At 71.2% G+C, this 21,235-nt stretch carries 19 protein-coding genes; 11 read left to right on the top strand and 8 right to left on the bottom strand.

The genetic code is table 11. The annotated features are described in order from the left end of the window. The first annotated feature begins 35 nt into the window (after positions 1 to 35). The 9 genes from add to radA all read left to right on the top strand — a co-directional run bounded on the left by add (position 36) and on the right by radA (position 11,486). Positions 36 to 1,133 (top strand): adenosine deaminase, encoded by a 1,098-nt coding sequence (gene add, locus LQ938_RS01390; protein ID WP_223722280.1) that lies wholly within the window; start codon positions 36 to 38, stop codon positions 1,131 to 1,133. Next, positions 1,130 to 1,759 carry a hypothetical protein gene (locus LQ938_RS01385; protein ID WP_223722279.1) on the top strand — a complete coding sequence of 210 codons (630 nt, stop codon included), beginning with the start codon at positions 1,130 to 1,132 and terminating at the stop codon, positions 1,757 to 1,759. The genes add and LQ938_RS01385 overlap by 4 nt, the downstream gene beginning before the upstream one ends. A gap of 97 nt (positions 1,760 to 1,856) precedes the next feature. Beyond that, a complete protein-coding gene (locus LQ938_RS01380) occupies positions 1,857 to 2,870 on the top strand; it encodes a BMP family lipoprotein (RefSeq protein WP_223722278.1) in 1,014 nt (337 codons plus the stop codon). Then, positions 2,870 to 4,462 (top strand): ATP-binding cassette domain-containing protein, encoded by a 1,593-nt coding sequence (locus tag LQ938_RS01375; protein ID WP_223722277.1) that lies wholly within the window; start codon positions 2,870 to 2,872, stop codon positions 4,460 to 4,462. The genes LQ938_RS01380 and LQ938_RS01375 overlap by 1 nt, the downstream gene beginning before the upstream one ends. After that, positions 4,459 to 6,273, top strand: coding sequence for an adenine deaminase C-terminal domain-containing protein (locus LQ938_RS01370; RefSeq protein ID WP_223722276.1), 1,815 nt, complete (start codon positions 4,459 to 4,461; stop codon positions 6,271 to 6,273). Before LQ938_RS01375 ends, LQ938_RS01370 begins: the two co-directional genes overlap by 4 nt. A gap of 68 nt (positions 6,274 to 6,341) precedes the next feature. Next, on the top strand, positions 6,342 to 7,550 hold the full coding sequence (locus LQ938_RS01365; RefSeq protein WP_223722275.1) for an ABC transporter permease: 1,209 nt from the start codon (positions 6,342 to 6,344) through the stop codon (positions 7,548 to 7,550). Then, on the top strand, positions 7,547 to 8,461 hold the full coding sequence (locus LQ938_RS01360) for an ABC transporter permease (RefSeq protein ID WP_223722274.1): 915 nt from the start codon (positions 7,547 to 7,549) through the stop codon (positions 8,459 to 8,461). Before LQ938_RS01365 ends, LQ938_RS01360 begins: the two co-directional genes overlap by 4 nt. Positions 8,462 to 8,495: 34 nt before the next feature. After that, positions 8,496 to 9,608, top strand: coding sequence for an acyl-CoA dehydrogenase family protein (locus tag LQ938_RS01355; RefSeq protein ID WP_223722273.1), 1,113 nt, complete (start codon positions 8,496 to 8,498; stop codon positions 9,606 to 9,608). A gap of 354 nt (positions 9,609 to 9,962) precedes the next feature. After that, positions 9,963 to 11,486 (top strand): DNA repair protein RadA, encoded by a 1,524-nt coding sequence (gene radA / locus LQ938_RS01350; protein ID WP_223722272.1) that lies wholly within the window; start codon positions 9,963 to 9,965, stop codon positions 11,484 to 11,486. Positions 11,487 to 11,730: 244 nt separating this feature from the next. Here the strand turns inward: radA and LQ938_RS01345 are convergent, their stop codons facing one another. The 6 genes from LQ938_RS01345 to LQ938_RS01320 form a co-directional block, all read right to left on the bottom strand. Next, positions 11,731 to 12,138, bottom strand: coding sequence for a dehydrogenase (locus tag LQ938_RS01345; RefSeq protein ID WP_223722271.1), 408 nt, complete (start codon positions 12,136 to 12,138; stop codon positions 11,731 to 11,733). Positions 12,139 to 12,605: 467 nt separating this feature from the next. After that, positions 12,606 to 13,325: a FadR/GntR family transcriptional regulator gene (locus LQ938_RS01340; RefSeq protein WP_223722270.1), complete on the bottom strand. Its 720-nt coding sequence runs from the start codon at positions 13,323 to 13,325 to the stop codon at positions 12,606 to 12,608. Positions 13,326 to 13,512: 187 nt separating this feature from the next. Next, on the bottom strand, positions 13,513 to 14,286 hold the full coding sequence (locus LQ938_RS01335) for a 3-oxoacyl-ACP reductase (protein WP_223722269.1): 774 nt from the start codon (positions 14,284 to 14,286) through the stop codon (positions 13,513 to 13,515). Between the two features lie 82 nt (positions 14,287 to 14,368). Further along, on the bottom strand, positions 14,369 to 15,727 hold the full coding sequence (locus tag LQ938_RS01330; RefSeq protein ID WP_223722268.1) for an aldehyde dehydrogenase family protein: 1,359 nt from the start codon (positions 15,725 to 15,727) through the stop codon (positions 14,369 to 14,371). Then, positions 15,724 to 16,521, bottom strand: coding sequence for a gamma-glutamyl-gamma-aminobutyrate hydrolase family protein (locus LQ938_RS01325; protein WP_223722267.1), 798 nt, complete (start codon positions 16,519 to 16,521; stop codon positions 15,724 to 15,726). The genes LQ938_RS01330 and LQ938_RS01325 overlap by 4 nt, the downstream gene beginning before the upstream one ends. Continuing rightward, positions 16,502 to 17,857 carry a glutamine synthetase family protein gene (locus LQ938_RS01320; protein ID WP_223722266.1) on the bottom strand — a complete coding sequence of 452 codons (1,356 nt, stop codon included), beginning with the start codon at positions 17,855 to 17,857 and terminating at the stop codon, positions 16,502 to 16,504. The genes LQ938_RS01325 and LQ938_RS01320 overlap by 20 nt, the downstream gene beginning before the upstream one ends. A gap of 200 nt (positions 17,858 to 18,057) precedes the next feature. On the opposite strand from LQ938_RS01320, the gene LQ938_RS01315 reads away from it, so the two are divergent. Further along, positions 18,058 to 19,590: an amino acid permease gene (locus LQ938_RS01315; protein WP_223722265.1), complete on the top strand. Its 1,533-nt coding sequence runs from the start codon at positions 18,058 to 18,060 to the stop codon at positions 19,588 to 19,590. A 123-nt stretch (positions 19,591 to 19,713) separates the two neighbouring features. Further along, entirely contained in the window at positions 19,714 to 19,905 is a 192-nt protein-coding gene (locus LQ938_RS01310) for a hypothetical protein (RefSeq protein ID WP_223722264.1), read from the top strand. A 40-nt stretch (positions 19,906 to 19,945) separates the two neighbouring features. On the opposite strand, the gene LQ938_RS01305 is transcribed toward LQ938_RS01310, so the two are convergent. Together LQ938_RS01305 and LQ938_RS01300 are read right to left on the bottom strand one after the other, a co-directional pair. Further along, positions 19,946 to 20,620, bottom strand: coding sequence for a hypothetical protein (locus tag LQ938_RS01305; protein WP_223722263.1), 675 nt, complete (start codon positions 20,618 to 20,620; stop codon positions 19,946 to 19,948). Between the two features lie 61 nt (positions 20,621 to 20,681). Further along, positions 20,682 to 21,185, bottom strand: coding sequence for an amino-acid N-acetyltransferase (locus LQ938_RS01300; RefSeq protein WP_223722262.1), 504 nt, complete (start codon positions 21,183 to 21,185; stop codon positions 20,682 to 20,684). Between the last annotated feature and the right edge of the window lie 50 nt (positions 21,186 to 21,235).

Below are 21,235 nucleotides of genomic sequence, written 5' to 3'. Positions count from 1 at the left end.
GCTCCTGCACTCATCTCCGCCGCCGAAAGGGCCCCATGCTGCACCACCCCGCACCGCGGATCGACGAACAGACGATCCGCGCGCTGCCGAAAGCCGAAGTACACGTGCACCTCGAGGGCACGTTCTCGCTTCTCGACATGCTCACCCTCGCCAAGGAGAACGGCGTCGCCCTGCCCGGCCCCGCGGCGACCCTCTTCGACATCTCCACGCACGACACCTTCCGCGCCCCCGAGGTGACCACCGGGGGTGGCGCCGGCGCCGGATCTGCCGGGCTCAGCGGGTTCCTCCGGTTCCTCGACTGGCAGTGCGGGCTCGTCCGCACCGCCGACCAGGCGGCGCGCGTCGCGTACGCCTTCGCCGTCCGTCAGAGCGCCTCGGGCATCCGGTACAGCGACGTCATCGTGAACCCGACCCACTGGAACGCGTGGCGCGGGCGCGAGCTCGCCCTGCTCGATGCGCTCGCGGCCGGGTTCGATGAAGCCGACCAGGACGGCCTCTGCCGCGTGGGCGTGGCCTACTCGCTGCTTCGCGCACAGTCGGCGGCGAGCGCCGAAGACGCCGTGGACGCGCTCGTCTCCGCCCGCCCGCGACGCGTGATCGCCCTGTCCGTCGACGGCGACGAGAAGGTCTCCGGCCGCACCGGCGAGAAGTTCCGGCGCGCGTTCGCGACGGCGGCCGGCGCCGGCCTGCACCGCACCGTGCACGCCGGAGAATCGAGCGGCCCCGAAGGCGTCTGGGACGCCATCGACCTGCTGCGGGCCGAGCGGATCGACCACGGCGTGCGCTCGATCGAAGACCCGGCGCTGATCGAGCGGCTCGTGACCGACGGAATCAGCCTCGGCGTCTGCCCGAGGTCGAACATCACGCTCGGGATCTTCCCGTCCTGGGCCGAGCACCCCCTCCCGGCGCTGCTCGACGCGGGCGTCACGGTCACCCTCAACACCGACGACCCGGCACCCCTCGGCACGACGCTGGAATCGGACTGGGCGGTCGCGGCCGAGCAGTTCGGCTTCGACTACGCCGACCTGGTCGGCTTCGCGGCACGGTCGATCGACGCCTCGTTCGCCGACGCCGACACGAAGGCCGGTCTGCACGCCGAGCTGTCGACCCTCGCGGAGGTCGTGCCCGCATGAACCGCCGCCGTCGCCTCGTGATCGCCCTCGCCGCCTGCGGCGCAGGGGCGGTCGCGGTGGCGACGGTCGCCACCGGTGCGGCGCTCGCCGCGACCGACCAGGTGCCCCTCGCGCCGCTCGTCGCCGAGTGGCCCGATGCCTACGCCGTGCAGGGGCAGAAGTCAGAGCCGCTGTACACCGAGCACATCGACCTGACCCGCACGGGCGACGTGTTCTCGGTGCGCATCGACGTGCGCGCCCAGGGCGACGCCGCGCTCGGTACCCAAGACAGCGCGGTCACGGTGGACGGCGACGGCACCGTCGTCTGGAACACCGGCTGCGTCAAGTCCCCCGCGCTGTGCGCCGGCGACACCGAGCTGCGCGGGTTCCTCGCCACGGCGGCGCTCGTGGGCCTCGAGCGCGCCGGTCGCCTGCCCGAGACGGGCACCGCGCGCACGGTGCACGATCGCGCGGTGGTCTGCGTCGACGACGCGGCGCTGCATCCGGATGCGGCCCCCGCCCAGGTGCGCCTGGATCCCTGTTTCGACCGCGCCACCGGAGCCGTGCTCGCGCACTGGTCGCCCGACAGCGCGGCCTTCGTCGGCGCGACCCTCGCTCCCGGCGCCACCGTCCGCACGCTTCCCTGACCGCACGACCCGCACGTCACTACCCGCACTCGCACCACCCGCAGTCGCACTACCCGCACCTCCCTACCCCGCACCTCCTGCCCGAAAGGACCCGCACATGCGTACCCGACCCCTCCTCGCCCTGGCCGCCGCGGCCACGGCCGTCCTGGCCCTCGCCGGCTGCTCGAGCGCCGCCTCTCCCTCCGAATCGGCATCGTCCGCCGGCGACGACGTCATCCGCGTCGGCGCTCTCACGCCGGGCAACGCGAACGACGGCGCCTTCAACCAGGCCCTCGCCGATGCCCTCGCCCGCCTGCAGGACGAGGGGCTCATCACGTACGAGCTCCGCGAGCAGATGGCCGACCCGGCCACGAGCGAGCCTGTCGTCGCCGACTTCGCGAGCCAGGGCTTCGACATGATCATCGGCCACGGAATCGAGCTCGGCGACGCGATCTTCTCCGTCGCCGGCGACTACCCCGACGTCGACTTCACCGCATCCGGAGGCCTCGACATCCTCGACCGCTACACCGACAACGTCGAGACCTGGACCTACGACTCCTCGCAGGTCGGCTACCTCTCCGGCTACATCGCGGGCCTCACCGGGGCGAGCCCCATCGGCCGCGTCGAGAGCATGGAGCTCGACTTCGTCACCGCGACCGACCGGTTCTTCCAGCAGGGCGTCGCCGCGGCGAACCCCGAAGCGAGCCTGCTCCCCGTCGTCTACGCCGGAAGCTTCGATGACGCCGAAGCCGCCGCGTCGGCGACCACCGGACTGATCGACCAGGGCGCGAAGCTCGTGTACACCACGGGTGACGGCATCGCCGCGGGCGTCGGTGCGGCCGCATCCGAAGCCGGCGTTCTCTCGCTCGGCGTCTCGCCGGCCGCGGGCGAGGAAGCACTCGCAACCAACGTCTCCACGGTCGATCTCGACATGTACCCCATCGTGAAGGCGTGGGTCGAAGAGGCTCGCGACGACACCTTCGGCGGCAAGGGCGTCACCTCGACGCTCGAAAACGGCGGCATCGTCTACCAGGACATCAACGACGTCGACGGCACGATCCCCGCCGACATCGCCTCGAAGGTGGAAGAGCTGATCGCCGGCCTCGCCGACGGAAGTGTCACCATTTCCTGATGACCGTTTCTCCCTCCGCGACCGACCGGGCGCTCGTCGCCCGGTCGGTCGCCAAGACCTTCGGCTCCGTCCGGGCGCTCGACGACGTCGATTTCGTCGTGCGCCCGGGCACCGTGCACGCCCTCGTGGGCGAGAACGGTGCCGGAAAGTCCACGCTCGCCAAGATCCTCGCCGGCATCGAAACGTCGGATGCGGGCCGCATGACCCAGGACGGATCGCCCTACGCCCCCCGCGACCGCGCCGACGGCAAGGCCCGCGGCGTCAACATGGTGCCCCAGCAGCTCAGCCTGGTCGGCGAGCTCACGCTCGTGGAGAACCTGCTGCTCGTCGGCTCGGGGCGGATCGCCCGCCGCCGTACCGCCCGGGCACTGCTCGCCGACACCCTCGTCCGCGCCGGGGTCGAGGTCGACCTCGATGTGCCGACCGCGCTGCTCAGCCAGGCGCACCGGCAACTCGGCGAGATCGTCGTCGCCTTGGCCGAGGGCGCCACGACGCTGATCCTCGACGAGCCGACGGCGAGCCTCGGACCGGTCGAGGTCGGCGGACTGTTCGCCCACCTGCGCGCCCTCTGCGACCTCGGCACCGCCGTCGTGCTCATCACGCACCGCCTCGAAGAGGTCCGCGCCGTCGCGGACGACGTGACGGTGCTCTCGCACGGCCGTCTCGTGCACCACGGACCCGCGCGCGGCCTGTCGGCCGTCGAGGTCGCCCGGCTGATGGTCGGCGACCTGCCCGAGCCCGCCCCCCGCGCCCCGCGCACTCCCGGCGACGCCGTCCTGTCCGCGCACGGGGTGTCGGCGACCTCGGAGACGGATGCGGCGATCGTCGATCTCTCCCTGACCGTCCGCTCGGGCGAGGTCGTCGGTGTCGCCGGTGTCGCCGGCAGCGGTCAGAACACGCTCATGGACGTTCTCGCGGGCCTGCGGGCGCCCGCATCCGGCACCGTGGAGTTCGACGGGCGCACCGACCCGGACGCCGTCGATCTTCTTCGCGGCGGGGTCGCGTGGATCCCCGAGCAGCGCGGGGACGCGATCGTGCCGACCGTGCCACTCGGGGCGACCCTCTCGCTCTACGACTCCGCCCGCGGCGAGCGCCGCCGGCGGGCCCCCGCGCGGGAGGCCGCCGCTCGTCACCTCGCGGACTTCGACGTGCGGCCCGCTTCGCCCGAACTCGCCGCGGGGACGCTCTCGGGCGGCAACCAGCAGAAGCTCCTCGTCGCCCGGGAACTCGGGCGCGCCTGGCCCGGACGCCCGGATGGCGCCCCCCGCGCCGTGCTCGCGTACGGGCCCACCCAGGGTCTCGATCTGCGCGCGGCGCAGGCGATCCGCGGGCGCCTGATCGCGGCCGCCGAGGCGGGTGCCGCCGTGCTCGTCGCCTCCCACGATCTGGACGAGATCCGCGGACTGGCCGACCGGATCGTCGTGCTCTTCTCCGGGCGGATCGTCGCCGATCTTCCGGCCGCCGAAGCGACCACCGCGCGCGTCGGCGCGGCGATGGCCGGGCTCGACGGCACTACTCCCGACACTTCCCCGACGGACCCGGCGCACCGAGGCGCCGCCGCTGCGCACGCTGACCCCCAGGATGCCTCATGACCGAACTGACAGACCTGTTGCCCACGACCGACGAGCTCGTGCGGCTCCGCGCCGTCGCCGCGGGCCACACGGCCCCTGACGTCATCGTCCGCGGCGGACTCGTGCAGTCCCCCGGCACCGAGGAGTGGCTCGAGCGCGACGTGCTGATCGCCGGTCGCCACATCGCCACCCTCACGCCGTGGGGGCACGTGACCGGGGCCACTACCGAGATCGACGCCCGCGGCGCGCACGTCGTCCCCGGGTTCATCGATGCGCACCTGCACATCGAGTACACGAACCTCACGCCGGGCGAGCTCGCCCGGCTCTCGGTCGCACGCGGCACGACCACGGTCCTCACCGACCCGAACGGCGCCGCGAACGTCTGGGGCGCCGCGGGGATGGACCTGCTGCTGCAGACCGGCACTCCCCTGCACGTCTTCCAGCAGGTGTCGCCGACGACCCCGACCTCCGCCGACCTCGAGCTCGGCGGCGCCGTCATCTCCGAGGAGGTCGTCCGCGGCCGTCTGCACGACGACGTGACGATCACGCTCGGCGAGAGCAACCCGTTCGACTACGGCGACGTCTCGACCGGCCGCTTCCGCGAGGCGCTCGTCGCCGGGCGCCGGCTCACCGGTCACACCGCCGCGCAGACCCACGAATCGCTCTGGGGCTATCTCGCCGCGGGCATCAGCGACGATCACAACGCCGCCACGGTCGACGAGGTGCTCGAGCGCACCCGTCTGGGCGCGATGATCACCGTCATGGGTTCGTCGCTCACCGACAACACCGTGCCGCTGTTCGCCGATCTCGACGCCATCGACCCGGCGCTGCGTCACCTGAGCTTCTGCGCCGACGACAAGCACGTGCACGACCTGCACACCGAGGGGCACATCGACCACCACGTGCGCCAGGCGATCCGCTTCGGCGTCGACCCGCAGCTCGCGTACCGGATGGCGACGACCCAGCCCGCCCAGTACTACCGCCTCGACCAGGTGCTGGGGCTCCTCGCTCCCTCGCGTCTCGCCGACCTGCAGATCATCCCCGACCTCGCCGACGTCCGCCCGCGGACGGTCATCGTGGCAGGCGAGGTGGTCGCGCAGGACGGCGCGGCGCTCTTCGCGAACACTGACGAACTGCCCGCGTGGACGCGCGGCACCGTGCGGTTGCCCAACGAGCTGCCCGGCGACCTCTTCTCGGTTCCCACGGATGCGGATGCCGACACCGCATCCGTCCGCGCGATGGAGATGTACAACGGCTACTTCAAGCGCGCGTTCACCGCGACGCTGCGGGTGCGGGGCGGCGAGGTCGTCTCGGATCCCACGCAGGACGTGTTGAAGATCGCCGTCGTCGACCGCCATCAGGGGGACGCCATTTCGGGCATCGGCTTTGTGAAGGGCTTCGGTCTGCGCCGCGGCGCGATCGCGATCACGATGAACTGCCCGAACATGAACATCTCCGTTGTCGGTGCCGACGACGCATCGATGCGGCTCGCCGTCGAAGAACTCGGACGCATGGACGGCGGTTTCGTCACGGTCGCCGACGGCGAGGTCGTCGCCCGTGTGCCGCTGCCGATCGGCGGCATGATGAGCGACGCCCCCTTCGAAGAGACCGCCGCGGCTCTGGCCGCCGGACACGCGGCCACCCACGCGCTCGGATGCCGCATCCCCTCGCCGTACATCATCCTGTCGTTCGTGGGTCTCTACGTCGTTCCCGACCTCGGGCTCACCGAGCGCGGCCTGATCGACGCGGCGACCCAGCAGTTCGTCGACGTGCTGCTGCCCGGCCCGGTCGACGCGTGCGGAATCCCCCACGACCACGGGTCGCACTCATGAGGCCGATCCGCGCACGCGCCGGCGCTCGCTCGAGCGCTTCTCTGACGGGCACTTCGCTGAGGGGCACCGTGCTGACCGGGGCCGTGATCGCGGTCATCCTGATCGTCGCGACCGCCCTCATCGTTCTCGCCGGCGCCGACCCGCTCGTGGGGCTGCGCGGGCTCGTCGAGGGCGTATCGAGCTCGCCGTACCGGATCGGTGAGCTGCTCGTGGGCGCGACGCCGATCGCCCTGGTCGCGATCACCATGATCCCCGCCCTGCGCGCGGGGGTCTTCTCCGTCGGCGCGGAGGGCCAGATCACGATCGGCGCGATCACGGCGACGGGCGCGATCCTCGGCGTCCGCTCCCTCACCGGTGACGCCGCCCCGGCGCCCCTCTACTGGGTGGTCGGCATGCTGGCCGGCGCGGCCGGCGGGGCGCTGTTCGCGCTGCTGCCCGCGTGGCTCGCGGCGCGCTGGCGGGTGAACGTCATCCTCTCCACGCTGCTCCTCAACTATGTCGCGACGGGCTTCCTCGGCTGGACGCTCCGCACCTGGCTCGCGAGCCCCGACACCACCGCGACGCCGCAGAGCGAGAAGCTCCCCGAGGCATCCGCACTCCCCGATCTGATTCCCGGAACCCGGGCGCACGTCGGCATCCTGCTGGTGATCGTCGCCGTGATCGTCTTCGAATGGTGGCGGAGGTCGCCGCAGGCCACCCGCGTCGCGGTGTTCGCCGCACGCCCCGCCCTCGCCCGCCGGCTCGGCACGACCCGCAGCCGCACCCTGTACGGCACGATGCTCGTGTCGGGCGCCGGGGCCGGAATCGTCGGATGGATGCAGATCGCCGGAGTCAACGAGCGACTGCTCGGCTCGGTCTCCGGCGGTGTCGGATTCTCCGGGCTCGCGGTGGCGCTCCTCGGCGGCCTGCTGCCCGCGGGAATCGCCGTGGCGGCCGTCTTCTTCTCGGCGCTCACGGTCGGCGCGATCGGCATGCAGTCCGCGACCGGCACGATCCCCGCATCCATCGCCGACGTCATCAAGGGCGTGCTGCTGCTCGGCGTCGCCGTCATCGCCGCCTCCCGGCCCGGGCTGCTCGCCTCCGGTCGCGCGTCGACGGGCAGGCCCTCGGGCGGGGACGACGTGGCTCCGGATGACGATGCGGATGCGGGTGCGGCTCCGGATGCGGATGCGTTCGCGGGTGCGGCATCCGACCCGAGCGCTGATTCGAGCCCCGGCGCCGACCCGAGCCCGAGCCCGGGTCCGGCATCCGGCACGACCGAAGGGGCCACCCGATGAGCATCGAGCTGTGGGCCTCGATTCTCGCCGGCGCGCTCGCTCTCGCGGCGCCGCTCGCGATCGCCGGAATCGGCGAAGGGTTCGTCGAACGCGCGGGCCGGTTGAACCTCGGCATCGAGGGCATGATGATCCTCGGCGCGTTCACCGGAGTCTTCGCCGCGAGCATGTTCGGACCCTCCGCGGGCCTCCTGGCCGCCGCGATCACGGGCACGCTCCTCGCGCTGCTGATGAACCTGCTCGTCTACACGTTCCGCGCGAACGAGATCGTCGTGGGCCTGGCGATCACGATGCTCGGCCTCGGGTTGTCCACCTACCTGTACCAGCTGTGGATCCCGTCGGGTCAGACGAACATCAGCGTCCCGACGATCGCCCGGATCGACCTCGGTCCGCTGACTGACATCCCGCTCGTGGGGCAGATGATCTTCGGCCAGAGCCCGCTCGTCTACGCCGCCGTGCTGCTGATCGTCGCGGCCTGGGCGATCTCGCGTTTCACCCGCTTCGGCCTGCAGATCCGTGCCGTCGGGGCGGACCCCGCATCCGCCGCGCTCCGCGGAGTGCGCCCCCGCGCCGTCGGCGCCCGGGCGCTCCTGATCGGCGGTGCCCTCGCCGGACTCGCGGGGGCGACGATCTCGCTCGGCGTGATCGGCTCGTTCACCCCCGGCATGACGGCGGGGCGCGGCTACATCGTGCTGGCCATCGTCATCATGGGCCGCATGACGCCCGTCGGCATCGCTCTCGGAGCCATCCTGTTCGGGTTCCTCCAGAGCTTCTCGCTCCTGTCGCAGTCGACCGGCATCGACCTGCCGAGCGAGCTGTACGCCACCCTCCCCTACCTCGTGACGCTCGTCGTTCTCGTCCTGACCTCGCGTGCGCAGCTGCGCCGTCAGGCCGGCCGGCTGCGATTCGCGTGACCGACCCCGATCCCACCGACCAGAAAGCCTCGACATGCTGACCCGTCCCTCGCCCGTCTCCGTTCCCGCATCCGAACAGCACTGGGTCGACACCGTTCGAGAGCTGGCGACCGGCTTCCGTGAGACGGTCGCCGCCGACGATGCGGCCGCCCGACTCCCAATCGATCACCTCCGGGCGCTGGGCGCCACCGGGCTCGACAACGCGTTCCTCCCGCGGGCGCACGGCGGCGAGGGGCTCTCGTACGCGACGCTCGGAACCGTGGTGCGCACGCTCGCGGCCGCGCACCCGGCGGTCGCGACCGTCTGGCTCATGCACATCGGTGCCGCGCACGCTCTCGTGACGACCTCCCCCGAGGCCGCCGCTGCGTTCTTCGCCGACGAACTGCGCGCGGGCAAGCGGTTCTCCAACGCCCTGTCGGAGCCCGCCGGCGGCAACCACTTCCTCGCCTCCCAGCAGGATGCGGACGCGGATGGCGACGGCTGGACCCTGACGGGTCGGAAGCTCTTCGTCTCGGGATCCGAAGCCGCCGACCACCTGTTCTTGAACGCCCGCATCGACGGCGCTCCCGCGTTCTTCGGGGTGAGCATCGACGACACGATCTCGTTCCCCCCGATCGAGGAGACGATGGGCATGCGGGCGACCCGCAGCCGCACGATCCTCTTCGAGCGCACCCCGCTGCTGCGTTCCCGACTGACCGGGCCGCCCGCATCCGGTGATGCGAACCTGATCACCGTCGGATTCGCGTTCCTCTCGATCGGTATCGCGGAGTCCGCGCTCGACGCGCTGACCACGACGGCCACCCGTTCCCGCGGCGGCGCGAGCCTAGCCGACGCCTCGTGGGTGAAGCAGGAGACCGGGATGGCGTGGGTCGAGGTCACCGCGGCGTCGCTCCTCGCCGAGCGCACCGCGTGGCTCGCCGACCAGCGTTCTGTCGAGGCGATGCCCGCCGCGACCGAGACGAAGATGCTGGCGAACGAGGTCGCGAAGAAGGCGGCCGCGCTGGCGGTGCGGGTGGGGGGCGGCGGCGGGTACCTGCTGACGTCGCCGATCCAGCGGATCTTCCGCGACGCCCAGGCCGGCGCCCTCATGGCCTACTCGGTGCCCTTCAGCTCCGAGGTCGTCGGCGGCTGGGCCCTCGGCGCCTGACCCCCGCGCCTCGGCGGGGTTCGCGCTCGGCGCCTGACCCCCGCGCCGGGGCGGGGTTCGCGCTCGGCGGCGGGTGGGGTTCGCGCTCGAGGCGGGCGGGGTTCGCGCTCGGCGGCGGGTGGGGTTCGCGCTCGGCGGCGGGTGGGGTTCGCGCTCGCGCTGGAGCTCACGCGTGGGCTTCGGGTTCGCTCTCGACGCGCGCTACTTTCCTGCATCCGCGCCTCAGATCTGTGGCGCGTATGCAGCAAAGTAGCGCGTCGAGCGATGTCGTGAGCGCGGAGCGGGACGGATGCGGCGCACCGGAGGCGACCGCATCCGGGATCGGGTGTCGGATGCGGCGTCTAGCCTGATTCCATGGCCACCCGTCGTCCCGCTCCTTCTCCGTTCCGCTGCACCGAGTGCGGCTGGACGACCGCGAAGTGGGTCGGGCGGTGCGCCGAATGCCAGCAGTGGGGCACGGTCGTCGAGGCCGCGCAGCAGACCGGCGTGCTGCGGAACTTCTCCGCTGTCGCGCCGACCGCCGAGCGGGCCGCCCGACCGATCACGCAGTTCACGACCGCGGAGTCCCCGCGCCGCCCGAGCGGCGTGTCCGAGTTCGACCGCGTGCTCGGGGGCGGCATTGTTCCGGGCGCCGCGATCCTCCTCTCGGGCGAACCCGGGGTCGGCAAGTCGACCCTGCTGCTCGAGGTCGCCGCGCGCGCGGCCCGCGACGGCTACCGCGTGCTCTACGTCAGCGCCGAGGAGTCGACCGCGCAGGTGCGTCTGCGCGCCGAGCGCACCGGGGCGATGCACGACGAGCTGTACCTCGCGAGCGAGACCGACCTCGCGACGGTGATCGGGCACATCGACGAGGTGAAGCCGTCGCTGCTCATCGTCGACTCCGTGCAGACCGTGTCATCGTCGCTCAGCGAAGGACTCGCGGGGCACCCGAGCCAGGTGCGCGAGGTCGCCGCGACGCTCATCCGCATCGCGAAGGAGCGCGATCTGCCGGTCATGATCGTCGGGCACGTCACGAAAGACGGCTCGATCGCGGGCCCGCGTCTGCTCGAGCATCTCGTCGACGTCGTCTGCCATTTCGAGGGCGACCGGCAGACCTCGCTCCGCTTCGTGCGCGCGCTGAAGAACCGCTTCGGCCCGACCGACGAGGTCGGCTGTTTCGAGATGACCGGCGACGGCATCAGCGAGGTCCCCGACCCGTCCGGACTCTTCCTCAGCAAGGGCGACCCGGTCAGCGGCACCTGCGTCACCGTCGCCGTCGAGGGCCGTCGCGCTCTTCCGGTCGAGATCCAGGCGCTCGTCATCCCGTCCTCGGCTCCGAATCCGCGTCGCGTCGTGAACGGCGTCGAGTCGTCCCGCGTCGCGATGATCCTCGCCGTCCTCGAGCGTCGAGCCGGCCTTCGCGTCACCGATCGCGATGTCTACGTCTCGACCGTCGGCGGCATGAAGCTCACCGAGCCCGCGGCCGACCTCGCCATCGCTTTGGCGATCGCGAGCGCCGCGACGGACCGCGCGATCCGGCACGAGGTCGCCGCCGTCGGCGAACTCAGCCTCACCGGCGAGATCCGACCCGTCGCGCAGCTCTCGCAGCGCCGCACCGAGGCCGGCCGCCTCGGCTACAGCGGCCTGATCGACGCGGGAGTGAAGAACCTCACTTCGGCCCTCGAGCGTCTCGGACTCGAGCCGCGGGCCGCCGCAGCCGCCGACGAGCGTGCGGGTTCGGGTCGCACCGGGCCACGGCGGTCGGATGCCGGCGCACGCAGCGAGGGGCGCCCCGCGCGACAGCGGCCGGACGCCGACGACGATCCGTACGGCGAATCCGCGGCGGCGGCCGCCGCACGCCGCTACGACACGGAGATCGCGGAGCTTCCCGGCTTCTGACGCGGCGGGCAGGCGCAGCATCCGGATGCTGGGTGCGCTGATTCGCGACGTAGTCGGGCGGGCGCCGGGCGGACGGTCCGGTCGGTCCGGTCGGTCCGGTCGGTCCGGTCGGCCGGTCGGGCGCCGGACGGTCGGTCGGGTCGGGCGCCGGACGGTCGGCCGACGCTAGTCCGCCCACTCGGCTCACCCGACGCCGTTCTTCCCCCGCGGGAGCGCCCTAGGCAGTTCGCTTCGGGCCGGCGGGTCAGGCGTCGAGTGCCGCGAGCAGATCCGCGGGACTCGCCTGCACCGGATGCGGGCCGGCGATGTCGAGGAAGACCGTGGTGATTTCCTCGCGGTACGCCGTCAGGAAGGCGTGCAGCCACTCGGGCGACTGCAGTCCGACGGCGGGTGGCAGCGTCTCCGGCTTGTGGGCGGCGTCGCTGAAGAGCAGGAGCGCGACCTGGCCGGTCTCGGGGTCGCGGTACGTCCACACCTCGCCCTGGTCGAGCGGGTTGTCGCGCAGAGCCGCGCGCATGAGGGGAACGACCGTCGGCCCGTGCCGGAGCGCGAACGCGATCGCGGCCATGTCCTGTGTCTGCAGTGCGTCGACGAGCGCCGTGTTCCGGAACTCGACCTCGGGGGCCCCGCGCTTCTTGCCCTTCTTCGCCATCCCTTCAGCGTATCCGCCACCCATCCGGCTCGCGCCCGAGCCCCGCCCCCTCCGGGCCGCACCCGAGCCCCCGCTCACGTGTCGCAATCCGCCGCACCCACCCGCACATCACGAGACGTGAACGCGCACCGCCTTCTCCGACTCGCGCCGATCCCCGGGCTCACGTGTCGCAACCCGCCGCACCCACCCGCACATCACGACACGTAAGCGCGCACCGCCTTCCCCGGGCCGCACCCGCCTTCCCACTCACGTGTCGCAACCCGCCGCATCCGCCAGCACATCACGACACGTGAACGCGCACCGCCTTCTCCGAGTCGCGCCGAGCCCCGGGCTCACGTGTCGCAACCCGCCGCATCCGCCCGCACATCACGACACGTGAACGCGCACCCCACCCGCTCACGTGTCGCAATCGGCGCCGCGGGGCGACCGATCGCGACACGTGAGCGGTGAGGAGAGCCCGCCAGCAGTCAGGACAGGAAGCCGCGCATCAGCGCTTCGGATGCGGCCAAGTGGTCACGCATCGCGGCGTCGGCCTCATCCGCCCGCCCCGCCAGGATCGCGCTGACGATCCGCTCGTGCTGTTCCTGCGAGTGCTCGATCGCGCGCGGCAGCAGCGGGAACGCGTCGAGCCACGTGTTCACCCGCGCCCGCGAGTCCGCCACGAGGGGGACGAGCGAGGGGATCCCGGCCGCCTCGGCGATCGCCAGGTGCAGCAGCGAGTCCAACCGGCGGTACTGATCGAGCGAGGCGTCGGATGCGGCGGTGTGCCGCTGCCAGAGGGCGTCGCGCTCGTCCGCCGTCATCGTGCGGAGCGCAGCCGCCCGGGCCGCACCCGGCTCGAGCAGCTGCCGCATCCCGAGGGTGTCGTCGAGTTCGGTCGGATCGACGGATGCGGGCGTCTCGGGCCGGGGCGGCGGGTCGGCCACGAACGTGCCGCCGTAGCGTCCGCGCCGCGGCACGAGCCAGCCGGTGTCGGCCAGCTCCCGGATCGCTTCGCGCACGGTGTCGCGGCTCACTCCGTACAGCTCCGCGAGCGAGCGCTCGGGCGGGAGCGCCTCGCCGGGCGCGACAACCCCGATCCGGATGGTCTGCACGATGCGCGAGACGGTGTTCTCGAGCGCGTTCGCGCGCCCGACGGGGCGGTACACCGCGCGGCGTACCCGGTCCAGCCCCTGCTCGTCGCTCATCGGTTCGAGCCTCTCATGTGCACAACGCCGCCCGCCCGCACATCCCGCGCGGCGACAACGCCGCCGGTGAGCACACCCCACGCGACGAAACCGCCCGCGCGCGCCACACAAACGCCCGCCCGCGCCGCACAACACCCCGACCCGCGCGCCGGACTCCGTCCCCACGGCCCCGACGCGCGGCCCGGCATCAGAGCGGGGTGACGTAGGCGTTCGTGATGCCACCGTCGACCACGAATGCAGTCGCGGTGATGAACGATGCGTCATCGGAGGCGAGGAACGCGACCGCGGCGGCGAGTTCGTCGGGCTCGGCGAAGCGCCCCATCGGCACGTGCACGAGTCGGCGCTGGGCACGCTCCGGGTCTTTGGCGAACAGCTCCTGCAGCAGGGGTGTGTTCACCGGTCCAGGGCAGAGGGCGTTGACCCGGATGCCCTGGCGCGCGAACTGCACGCCGAGCTCGCGGGTCATCGCGAGCACGCCGCCCTTCGAGGCGGTGTACGAGATCTGCGAGGTCGCCGACCCGAGCAGCGCGACGAAGGACGCCGTGTTGATGATCGATCCGCTGCCGGCCGGAACCATGTACCGCAGGGCCGCCCGGGAGCAGAGGTAGACGCTCTTGAGGTTGACGTCCTGCACGCGTTCCCACGCGGGCAGCCCGGTCGTCTCGATCGAGTCGTCGTCGGCCGGGGAGATCCCGGCGTTGTTGAACGCGATGTCGATCCGCCCGAACTCCGCCGCGATCCCGTCGAACAGCGCGTCCACGGATTCCTCGTCGGCGACGTTGACGGTGCGGGAGGTGCCGCCGACCGCTTCGGCCGCCCGCGCACCCGACACCGGGTCGAGGTCGGCGATCACGACGTGGGCACCTTCGGCGGCGAATCGGCGCGCCGTGGCGAAGCCGATGCCGCTGGCCCCGCCCGTGATGATCGCGACACGATCCTTCAGTCGCTGCGTCAGATCCATGTGGTGTTTCCTTTCGATGACATCTCCGGTGCGTCCCGCGCGCACAGGTGGTCCGGGTGCTGATCCCGGATGCGGACGGGCCTCACGCGTCGGTGGCGAAGAACACGTTCTTCGTCTCGGTGAAGTGCTCAGCGGCGTCGGGGCCGAGTTCGCGGCCGAGGCCGGAGGCCTTCATGCCGCCGAAGGGCGTCCAGTACCGCACCGACGAGTGCGAGTTGACCGAGAGCACGCCGCTCTTCACGGCGCGCGAGACCCGCACGGCGCGGCCGAGGTTCTCGGTCCAGATCGATCCGGCGAGGCCGTAGATCGTGTCGTTCGCGAGACGGATGCCGTCGGCTTCGTCGTCGAACGGCAGCACCGCCACGATCGGGCCGAAGATCTCGTCGCGGGCGACCCGGTCGGCGGGGTCGGCGAGCACGACGGCCGGGGCGAACCAGAAACCCTCGCCCTCAGGCGCGCTGCCGCGGAAGGCGATGTCGGCTTCGTCGAGGAACGATGCGACGCCGTCCCGGTGGCGCGCGGAGATGAGCGGGCCCATGTCGACGTCGTCGCGGGAGGGGTCGCCCACCCGCCACGCGGCGACGGCCGGCTCGAGCAGTTCCAGGAACCGGTCGTACACCGAGCGCTGCACCAGGATGCGGCTGCGCGCGCAGCAGTCCTGTCCGGCGTTGTCGAAGACCGAGCCCGGGGTCGCCGCGGCGGCCTTTTCGAGGTCCGCATCCGCGAACACGATGTTGGCGCTCTTGCCGCCGAGTTCGAGCGTGACCGGTTTCAGCATCCCGGCGCATCCGGCCGCGACGTCGACGCCGACCTCGGTCGATCCGGTGAAGACGACCTTGCGGACGTCCGGATGCGTCACGAACCGCTGGCCGACGACTGAACCGGATCCGGCGGTGACCTGGAAGAGCCCCTCGGGAAGGCCCGCCTCGAGGGCGAGTTCGCCGAGGCGCAGCGCGGTGAGCGGGGTGAGCTCGGCGGGTTTCAGCACGACCGCGTTTCCGGCGGCGAGCGCCGGCGCGAAGCCCCACGACGCGATCGTCATGGGGAAGTTCCACGGCACGATGATGCCGACGACACCGTACGGCTCGTGGAACGTGAGGTCGATGCCGCCGGGCACGGGGATCTGCGCCCCGAGCAGCCGCTCCGGCGCACCCGCGTAGTAGTTCAGCACCTGCGCGACGTGGCCCGCTTCCCAGCGCGCCGACCCGATCGGGTGGCCGGAGTTGCGGACCTCGAGCTGTGCGAGCTCCTCGACGTGCTCCTCGACGACCCGGGCGAAGGCGCGCAGCGCGTCGGCCCGTGCGCCGGGGGCGAGCGCCGCCCACGCACGCTGCGCGGTGACGGCCAGAGCGATCGCCGCATCCGCCTCCTCGACGCTCGCGCGGGGCAGCTCCTGGAATGCCCGCCCGGTCGACGGGTCGATCAGGGTGATGGTGCTCATGCGTCCACTCCTCGCGGTACAGATGTCGTCGCCCCGGCGGCGGATGCGGCATCGCGCGCCGCACGGTGGGCGGATGCGGCTGCCACGAGGCCGAGGAACAGGCGCCGGTCGGCCGAGTTCTCTTCCGGGTGCCACTGCACGGCCACGAGGTATTCGTCGCCGGGCAGCTCGAATGCCTGCACGAGGCCGTCGTCCGTGCGCGCCGTCACGGTGAGTCCCTCGCCGACGCGGTCGACGCCCTGGTGGTGATAGCTGTGCACGCCGTACTCGCCGGCGCCGACGAGCCCGGCCAGCCGGGTGCCGTCCTCGACGATCACCGTGTTGTCGGCGAACACGCCGCCGCCGATCCGGTAGCGCTCGGTGCCGAGGTCGTCGGGCAGGTGCTGGTGCAGGCTGCCCCCGAAGGCCACGTTGATGAGCTGCAGGCCACGGCAGATCCCGAAGACGGGGATGCCGCGTCGACGTGCGCCGCGCAGGAGCGCCAGTTCCCAGGCATCGCGGTCTGCGCGCGCGGGGTCGGTGAGCGGATGCCGCTCGGCGCCGTAGAGCTCGGGTTGCACGTCGAGACCGCCCGTGAGGATCAGCCCATCGAGACCGTCGAGCACTGTTTCGGCGGAGGGTTCCGGGTTGGGCTGCGGCGGAAGGAGGACCGCCGCCCCGCCCGAGGCGGTCACCGCGTCGAAGTACTGCTGCGGAAGGAACGCCGCCCGCACGTCCCACACGCCCTGCTTCGCCCGCTCGAGGTACGTACTCAGGCCCACGACGGGCACGCGGTCAGAGTCGTTCGAAGCCACGCACGCGCTCCCAGTCGGTTACGGCCGCGTCGAAGGCTTCCACCTCGATGCGCGCCTGGTTCAGATAATGCTCGACCACGTCGTCGCCGAAGGCGGCACGGGCGATCGTCGACTCGGAGAACAGCGCGGCGGCCTCGCGGAGCGTGGTCGGCAGGGTGTCGACGCCGGAGGTGTAGGCGTTGCCCGTCATCGGGTCGGGCAGGGCGAGTTCGTTCTCGATCCCGTACAGCCCGCCGGCGATGATCGCGGAGATCGCCAGGTATGGGTTCACATCACCGCCGGGCACGCGGTTCTCGACGCGGAGGCCCTGACCGTGGCCGACCACGCGCAGGGCGCACGTGCGGTTGTCGATGCCCCACGCGACCCCGGTGGGAGCGAACGAGCCCTTCGCGTAGCGCTTGTAGGAGTTGATCGTGGGCGCGTACAGCAGGGTGAACTCCCGGAGCGTGGCGAGCACGCCCGCGATCCAGTTCTCCATGAGGGGGCTGAAGCCGTGCTCGCCGTCGCCCGACATGACCGGTTCGCCGTCGCTCGAGCGCACCGACAGGTGGATGTGGCAGCTGTTGCCCTCGCGCTCGTTGAACTTGGCCATGAAGGTCAACGACTTCCCGTGCGCGTCGGCGATCTCCTTCGCCCCGTTCTTGTAGATCGTGTGGTCGTCGGCGGTATCGAGCGCCTCGCTGTAGCGGAATCCGATCTCCTGCTGGCCGAAGTTGCACTCGCCCTTCACGCCCTCGCAGTACATCCCCGCGCCGTCCATCCCGTTGCGGATATCGCGCAGCAGCGGCTCCATGCGGGTCGTGGCGAGCAGGTTGTAGTCGACGTTGTAGTCGGTCGAGGTGGCGAGATCCCGGTAGCCCTTCCGCCAGGCTTCGCGGAAGGTGTCGTCGAAGACGATGAATTCGAGCTCCGTGGCCGCGAACGCGACGAGGTCGCGCTCCGCCAGGCGTGCGCGTTGACGATTCAGGATGCTGCGCGGCGAGGGGGCGACATCCCGCCCGTCCGCGGCGCGCAGGTCGCTCATCACGAGGGCGGTGCCCGGCTGCCAGGGAATGCGGCGGAGCGTGTCGAGGTCGGGCGCGAGCACCATGTCGCCGTACCCGGTCTCCCAGCTCGACATGGCGTAGCCGTCGACCGTGTTCAGGTCGACGTCCACCGACAGCAGGTAGTTGCAGGCCTCGGCACCCTCGGGCAGCACGACGTCCCGCCACATCCGTGCCGACACGCGCTTGCCGACGAGGCGGCCCTGCGCATCGGGCACGGCGACGATGACGGTGTCGATCTCGCCCGCGGTGATCGCGGCGTCCAGTTCGGTCACGGAGAGATTGCCCGGCATCCGTCGTCCTCTCATCGGCCCGACGACGTCGGGCGAACCTACCTTTTCGCACGGCGGTGCCACGCGGGTGACCTCACTGTAACGAGGATTTGATCTTCAAAGGTAGACACAGCATGCCAATAACCTCCACAATCAACCGAAACGGCGCGCGTTCCGGCGCGCCTGATCACGTGCAGCACCCGAAGCCTCACGGAGGATGGATGTCCCAGAGCAGTGATTCACGGCGGGTCGCCGGAGCGACCTACACCCGAGCTGAAACCGGGTATTTCGAAAAGCGCACCCTGAAGAGATCGGCCGGCGTCTGGGGCCTCTGGGGTCTCGCCGTCGCGGCGGTGATCTCGGGCGACTTCTCCGGCTGGAACTTCGGCATCGGCTTCGCCGGTTTCGGCGGCATGCTGATCGCCTTCGTCATCCTCGTCGTCATGTACTACGGCCTCACCTTCTCGATCGGCGAGATGGCGGCGGCCATGCCGCACACGGGCGGCGCGTACTCGTTCGCGCGATCCGCACTCGGCCCATGGGGTGGTCTCGCGACCGGCCTCGCCGAGACCATCGAGTACGTCGCCACGACGGCGGTGGTCGTCTACTTCTCGGGTCAGTATGCGGATGCGGCGCTGTCGCTCCTGACCGGCGTCAGCCTGCCATCGTTCGTGTGGTGGCTGATCCTGTACGCGGTCTTCATCGCGCTGAACGCGGCGGGTGCCAACATCTCGTTCGTCTTCGCGATCGTCGTGTCGATCATCTCGATCGCGATCATCGTCGTCTTCGGCGTGATGGCGGTCTTCTCCGGGCAGTTCAGCTGGGACTCGCTGTGGGACATCGCCCCCGCCGCGGGCGAGAGCGCGTTCCTCCCGTTCGGCATCTGGTCGATCCTGCTCGCCCTCCCGTTCGCGATGTGGTTCTTCCTCGGTATCGAGGAGCTCCCGCTCGCGGCCGAAGAGTCGCACAACCCGGCCCGCGACATCCCGCGCGCCGGTCTCTGGGCACGCGGAACCCTGATCGTCACCGGCCTCATCGTGCTGTTCCTGAACACCGGCGTGCTCGGCGCCGAGGCCACGGGCGCCTCACTCGAGCCGCTCCTCGACGGGTTCCGCACGATGGTCGGCGATCAGGCGGCGGCGATCCTCGCCCTCCTCGCCCTGGTCGGCCTGCTGGCCTCGCTCATGGGCATCATGTTCGCCTACGGCCGCAACATGTACTCGCTCTCGCGGGCCGGGTACTACCCACGCTGGCTGTCGCTCACCGGCAAGAAGAGCCAGACCCCGTGGGTCGCGCTCGTCTTCGGCGCGGTGCTCGGCTTCCTGGCCCTCGTGATCGTGCAGGCCGCCGGCGGTGACGCGAGCCCGGCGGGAGCGATCGTGCTCAACATTGCCGTGTGGGGCGCGGTGCTCGCCTACTTCCTGCAGATGGTGTCGTTCATCGTGCTGCGCCGGAAGTTCCCGAACGCCAATCGTCCGTACAAGAGCCCGTGGGGTCTGTTCGGGGCCTACTCGGCCGCGATCATCGCCGCGATCGTCTTCGTGGGGCTGCTGGTCAACCCGGCGTATCTGCTCGCGATCGTCGCGATCATCGTGGTCTACGCCGTGATCTTCATCGGGTTCGCGCTCTACGGCCGGAACCGGCTCATCCTCTCGCCGGAAGAGGAATACGCCCTGTCGGGAGGACTGCACGGTGACCCGCAGGCCGAGGGCTACGACGCGATGGAGAAAGAGGTCTTCGACGGCACGAAGTAGTCTCTGCGAGGCCTCACCACGGGCACGCGATCGCACGCACCCCCTCGCGCGCGATCGCGTGTTCGTGTGTCCGGGCTCGGACTCGACTGGTCACGGCGAACCCCGACCCCCTACGGTGAGTGCGTGAACACCTACCGCATCACCGGGCTCATCATGGCTCTCCTCGGACTCGCCGCGTGCGTCGGCTTCGTCATCTGGGACCTGAACGGTGCGCCGTCCTGGCTGCACTTCTTCAGCTGGATCGGCGGGGCGGTCTCCGGCTACGGCCTGGTGCTCGCCTTCGGCGCCGGCGGCAAGGGACGCCGCGCGGGTTGAGGGCGCTGCTCGGAGGGCGCTGCTCGTTGCGGGCGCCCCGCTAGTTCAGGATGAACTGCGCCGTCGACGTCGCCGCGATTCCGCCGATCGCGACGGCGAGGTGGTACGAGGCGCCGCCACCGGGGGCCTTCACCCGGTTCGCGTCCTGGCAGGTGTCGACGGATGAGCGGGTGCGATCCCAGGTGATGGGTGCGGCGCTCGTGACGGTCTGGCCGGTTGTCAACGTGACGATCGTGTCGCTCGGCTCCGACTGACAGTCCGTCGAGCGCCACCACGTGTCGTTGCCGCTCGTGATGGTGAACGACTGCCCGGTGGTGCCGACGTTGATCGTGCAATCCGCGGCCGACGAGTTCGTCAGGCGGATCGACAGCTGCGGGTTCTGGTCGGCGGCGTAACTCGTCGCATCCGTCAACGCTTCGACCGTGACGTCCTGGGCGGTGCAGGTCGGCACGCCGTCGACCGTGCCCGGGTCGACCGCATCCGAGTTCGCGCCGTCGTTCGGCTCGTCGGTGGCGGAATCGGTCGCGGAGTCCGGGGTGGATGCAGGGGCGGACGCGGATGGCGTCGTCGCGGGCATCGGGGCCGCGTTTCCTCGCCACGGCTGCGCGACGAGCAGCCAGACCAGGCCGATCACGAGCAGCACCCCGACGAGGAGCACGAGGCGGCGACGGCGATAGACGGCCGGGGACTGTCGACGTCGTACGGGAGTGCTCACGCGTCCAGGCTAAGCTCCGCCCGCCGTGGAGCGGATGCGGCACGCCCGGGCGGGCGCGGAGTCAGAGGTTCTTCAGCATCCGGGTGTTGCCGAGCGTGTTCGGTTTGACGTGCGCGAGGTCGAGGAATTCCGCGATGCCCTCGTCGGGGCTGCGCACGAGCTGCGAGTACACGTCGGGGTCGACGACGTGCTCGCCGATCTCGGAGAACCCGCGCCGAGTGAAGAATTCGACTTCGAAGGTCAGGCAGAACAGGCGCGACAGGCCGAGCGCGCGGGCCGCGTTCTCGAGGGCTTCGACGATGCCCCGCCCGACGCCGCGGTGCAGCCAGTCATCCGACACGATGAGCGTGCGGATCTCGCCGAGGTCGTCCCACATCACGTGCAGCGCGCCGCAGCCGATCACGGTGCCGTCGGAGTCCTCCGCGACGATGAACTGCTGCACCGCCTCGTAGAGCACGACGATGTCTTTGCCGAGCAGGATGCGGCGCTGCACGTACGGCTCCAGCATCCGGTGGATGGCACGGACGTCCGAGGTCCGCGCCGCACGCACGGTGAATTCGCTCACGCCCCCACCCTACGCCGACCCGCCCTCGCGGTGAGGAACGACGAAGGGGG

It is taken from the genome of Microbacterium sp. cx-55, from assembly GCF_021117345.1.
Classification (GTDB): Bacteria; Actinomycetota; Actinomycetes; order Actinomycetales; family Microbacteriaceae; genus Microbacterium.
This window is presented reverse-complemented; position numbering and strand designations above follow the sequence as displayed.

Excerpts from the sequence above, each read along its gene's own strand:
- add (WP_223722280.1), top strand. The coding sequence starts at position 36 with ATGCTGCACCACCCCGCACCGCGGATCGACGAACAGACGATCCGCGCG.
- LQ938_RS01385 (WP_223722279.1), top strand. The coding sequence starts at position 1,130 with ATGAACCGCCGCCGTCGCCTCGTGATCGCCCTCGCCGCCTGCGGCGCA.
- LQ938_RS01380 (WP_223722278.1), top strand. The coding sequence starts at position 1,857 with ATGCGTACCCGACCCCTCCTCGCCCTGGCCGCCGCGGCCACGGCCGTC.
- LQ938_RS01375 (WP_223722277.1), top strand. The coding sequence starts at position 2,870 with ATGACCGTTTCTCCCTCCGCGACCGACCGGGCGCTCGTCGCCCGGTCG.
- LQ938_RS01370 (WP_223722276.1), top strand. The coding sequence starts at position 4,459 with ATGACCGAACTGACAGACCTGTTGCCCACGACCGACGAGCTCGTGCGG.
- LQ938_RS01360 (WP_223722274.1), top strand. The coding sequence starts at position 7,547 with ATGAGCATCGAGCTGTGGGCCTCGATTCTCGCCGGCGCGCTCGCTCTC.
- LQ938_RS01355 (WP_223722273.1), top strand. The coding sequence starts at position 8,496 with ATGCTGACCCGTCCCTCGCCCGTCTCCGTTCCCGCATCCGAACAGCAC.
- radA (WP_223722272.1), top strand. The coding sequence starts at position 9,963 with ATGGCCACCCGTCGTCCCGCTCCTTCTCCGTTCCGCTGCACCGAGTGC.
- LQ938_RS01345 (WP_223722271.1), bottom strand. The coding sequence starts at position 12,138 with ATGGCGAAGAAGGGCAAGAAGCGCGGGGCCCCCGAGGTCGAGTTCCGG.
- LQ938_RS01340 (WP_223722270.1), bottom strand. The coding sequence starts at position 13,325 with ATGAGCGACGAGCAGGGGCTGGACCGGGTACGCCGCGCGGTGTACCGC.
- LQ938_RS01335 (WP_223722269.1), bottom strand. The coding sequence starts at position 14,286 with ATGGATCTGACGCAGCGACTGAAGGATCGTGTCGCGATCATCACGGGC.
- LQ938_RS01330 (WP_223722268.1), bottom strand. The coding sequence starts at position 15,727 with ATGAGCACCATCACCCTGATCGACCCGTCGACCGGGCGGGCATTCCAG.
- LQ938_RS01320 (WP_223722266.1), bottom strand. The coding sequence starts at position 17,857 with ATGCCGGGCAATCTCTCCGTGACCGAACTGGACGCCGCGATCACCGCG.
- LQ938_RS01315 (WP_223722265.1), top strand. The coding sequence starts at position 18,058 with ATGTCCCAGAGCAGTGATTCACGGCGGGTCGCCGGAGCGACCTACACC.